This is a genomic window from Kocuria sp. CCUG 69068, assembly GCF_020833785.1.
Lineage (GTDB): Bacteria > Actinomycetota > Actinomycetes > Actinomycetales > Micrococcaceae > Kocuria > Kocuria rosea.
On sequence record NZ_PDDL01000202.1, the window covers coordinates 1 to 2,698 of the forward strand.

2 protein-coding genes are annotated in these 2,698 nt (G+C 74.7%); both read left to right on the top strand.

Going from position 1 to position 2,698, the window contains the following annotated elements; genetic code table 11:
* Positions 1-270: 270 nt before the first annotated feature.
* The gene (locus tag CRM73_RS18810) at positions 271-1,680 is read left to right on the top strand and encodes an MBL fold metallo-hydrolase (RefSeq protein ID WP_229588746.1); all 1,410 of its coding nucleotides are present in this window, start codon (positions 271-273) and stop codon (positions 1,678-1,680) included.
* A gap of 418 nt (positions 1,681-2,098) precedes the next feature.
* Positions 2,099-2,698 (top strand): hypothetical protein (locus CRM73_RS18815; RefSeq protein ID WP_229588747.1); only part of this gene is annotated, 600 nt, incomplete at its 3' end.

Here is a 2,698-nt window from a genome sequence, read left to right on the forward strand (position 1 = left end):
CGACGCGGCCCTGCGCGCGCGGATGGGCGCCGCCGGCCGCGCGGAGGCCGAGGGCCTCGGCTGGCGGGCCGCGACGGAGTTCCTCGTGGCCTCCTACGAGGAGGCGGTCCGCCGGCACCGGAGCCGCCGGCCGCCGCCCCGGCACCCCCGCGGCTAGATACCCCAGGGGGTACTTGCACGATACCCCCAGGGGTATTATCGTTGTGCTAAAGACGACGCGGGAACCCCCTCCGGACACGCGTCACCAGCCATCGAACGAAGGAGAACCCCATGCTGATCGAGCGCATCTACGACGAGGACCTCGCCCAGGCCAGCTACTTCATCGGCTGCCAGCGCACCGGCCAGGCGCTGGTGGTCGACGCCCGCCGCGACATCGACGTCTACCGGGACATGGCCGCGAAGAACGGCATGGAGATCACCGCCGTCACCGAGACCCACATCCACGCCGACTACCTCTCCGGCACCCGCGAGCTGGCTGCGGCCACGGGCGCGGACATCCACGTCTCCGGCGAGGGCGGGGAGGACTGGCAGTACGAGTTCGAGGCCGCCCGCCTGCACGACGGCGACGAGATCCGCATCGGCAACATCGTGGTGGCCGCGGTGCACACCCCGGGCCACACCCCCGAGCACCTGTCCTTCCTGGTCACCGACGGCGCCTTCGCCGACGCCCCGGGCTACCTGCTCACCGGCGACTTCGTGTTCTCCGGCGACCTGGGCCGCCCGGACCTCCTCGACGAGGCCGCCGGCGGCGTGGACACCCGCTTCCTCGGCGCGAAGCAGATGTTCACCAGCCTCAAGGAGAAGTTCCTGACCCTGCCCGACCACGTCCAGGTCTTCCCCGGCCACGGTGCGGGCTCGGCCTGCGGCAAGGCCCTGGGTGCGATCCCCTCCACCACGGTGGGCTACGAGCGCCTCTACGCCTGGTGGGGCCCCTACCTGGCGGCCGACGACGAGGCCGGCTTCGTCGCCGAGCTGCTCGACGGCCAGCCCGACGCACCGTTCTACTTCGGCCGGATGAAGAACCAGAACCGCCCGGGCCCGGCCGTCATGGGCGAGCGGGCACCCCTGCCCGAGCTCGACCCGCAGCAGGTCGCACAGCGGCTGGCGGCCGGCGAGGTGACCTTCGTGGACACCCGCTCCGCGGACGAGGTGCACGCCGGGACCGTGACCGGGGCGCTGAACATCCCGGCAGGGAAGTCCATCGCGACCTTCGGAGCCTGGGCCGTGAACCCCGAGGCCGACGACCGGCCGCTGGTGCTGCTGGCCCCGGATCAGGAGGCCGCCCAGGAGTTCTGGGACCACCTGGTGCGCGTGGGCATCGACGCCGTGGCCGGCTACGTCACCGGGATCGATGGCCTGCCGCAGACCACCCCGCGGCTGGTCTCCCCCGAGGAGGTCGAGACCTTCGACAAGTCCGTCCTGCTGGACGTGCGCGCCGTGAGCGAGCACACCGCCGGCCACATCCCCGGCTCCACCCAGCTGCACGGCGGCCGGGTCCTGTGGAACCTGGACCGGCTCCCGGAGCAGGGCACGATCGTGACCTACTGCCAGAGCGGGCTGCGCAGCTCGGTCGTGGCCTCGACCCTGCGCCACGCCGGCTACGACGTGGTGGAGCTCGAGGGCTCCTACGCCGCCTGGTCCGCCGGGCAGGAGGCCCTGGAGACCACCCCCGCCGGCTGAGCCCCGCCCCCCCTCGGACGGCAGCCCCGCCCCTGACGCCGCGTCCCCCCGGTGCCACCGCACCGGGGGGACGCGGCGTCCTGCGTACCCGGCTCCCGTCCTGTGCGCGCAGGACGGCAACCGGGGACACCCAGGGCGCGCAGGACGCCGCCGGAGCCCAGCGGCCGGGGCCCGCACGCGGCCGACCCGTTCACTATTGTCAACACGGACTACCGGCAAGTAGTTTGACGGCACAGCAGTCCGTCGGACGCGCTCCGGATCTCCGCGAGCTCCGCGGTGCACGCCGCACGACCAGCAGCACGACATTTCCTGTCGCCCCCGCCGCCGCGCGGACCGGCGACGCGGGGGGAGGTCCTGCCGCGCGCTGCCGGCCGCGGGGCGACCCCGGGGCGACGACCGAGCACAGGAGACACAGGACATGACTGCTGGAAAGACATGGGCGGCCACGGGCGCCACCGCCGCGATGCTGGCCGGAGGCCTCCTCCTCGGGGCCCCGGCGGCCGTCGCGGCCCCGGGGGACCCCGCCTGCCTGCAGGCCACGGCACAGCTGGACGCGGCGCTGGCGGGCGCCGGGCTCACCCCCGAGTCGCTCGGGGCGCTCGACCTCTCGGCCGAGGCAGTGTCCGCCGCCGAGGCGCAGTACGCCGCGCTCGTCGAGGGCGCCGGCGGACCCAGCCTGCAGGAGCTGGAGGCGGCCGCGGCCGCGCTGATGGCGGCCCAGGAGTCCGGCGACGCGGAGGCCGTCGCCCTGGCCGAGGCCCGACTGGTGGAGCTCGACCAGCAGCTCACCATTGCGCTCGGCACGCTCGACCCCGCCGTCGCGGAGCAGGCCGTCGCCGAGGCCGCCGTGGCGTTCGAGGCGCTGCTGGCCGAGCTGGCCCTCGACGAGAGCGCGGTCGACCAGTTCCTCGTGCTCCTCGAGCAGGCCGTCCTGGCCTGCGAGGCGCCCGCGGCCCCGGCCCCCGTGGCGCCGGTGCTCCCGGCCCCGGCGGAGCCGGCCCCGGCCCCCGTCGTGGCG

Coding starts and splice junctions, on each gene's coding strand:
- CRM73_RS18810 (WP_229588746.1), top strand. CDS start 271: ATGCTGATCGAGCGCATCTACGACGAGGACCTCGCCCAGGCCAGCTAC.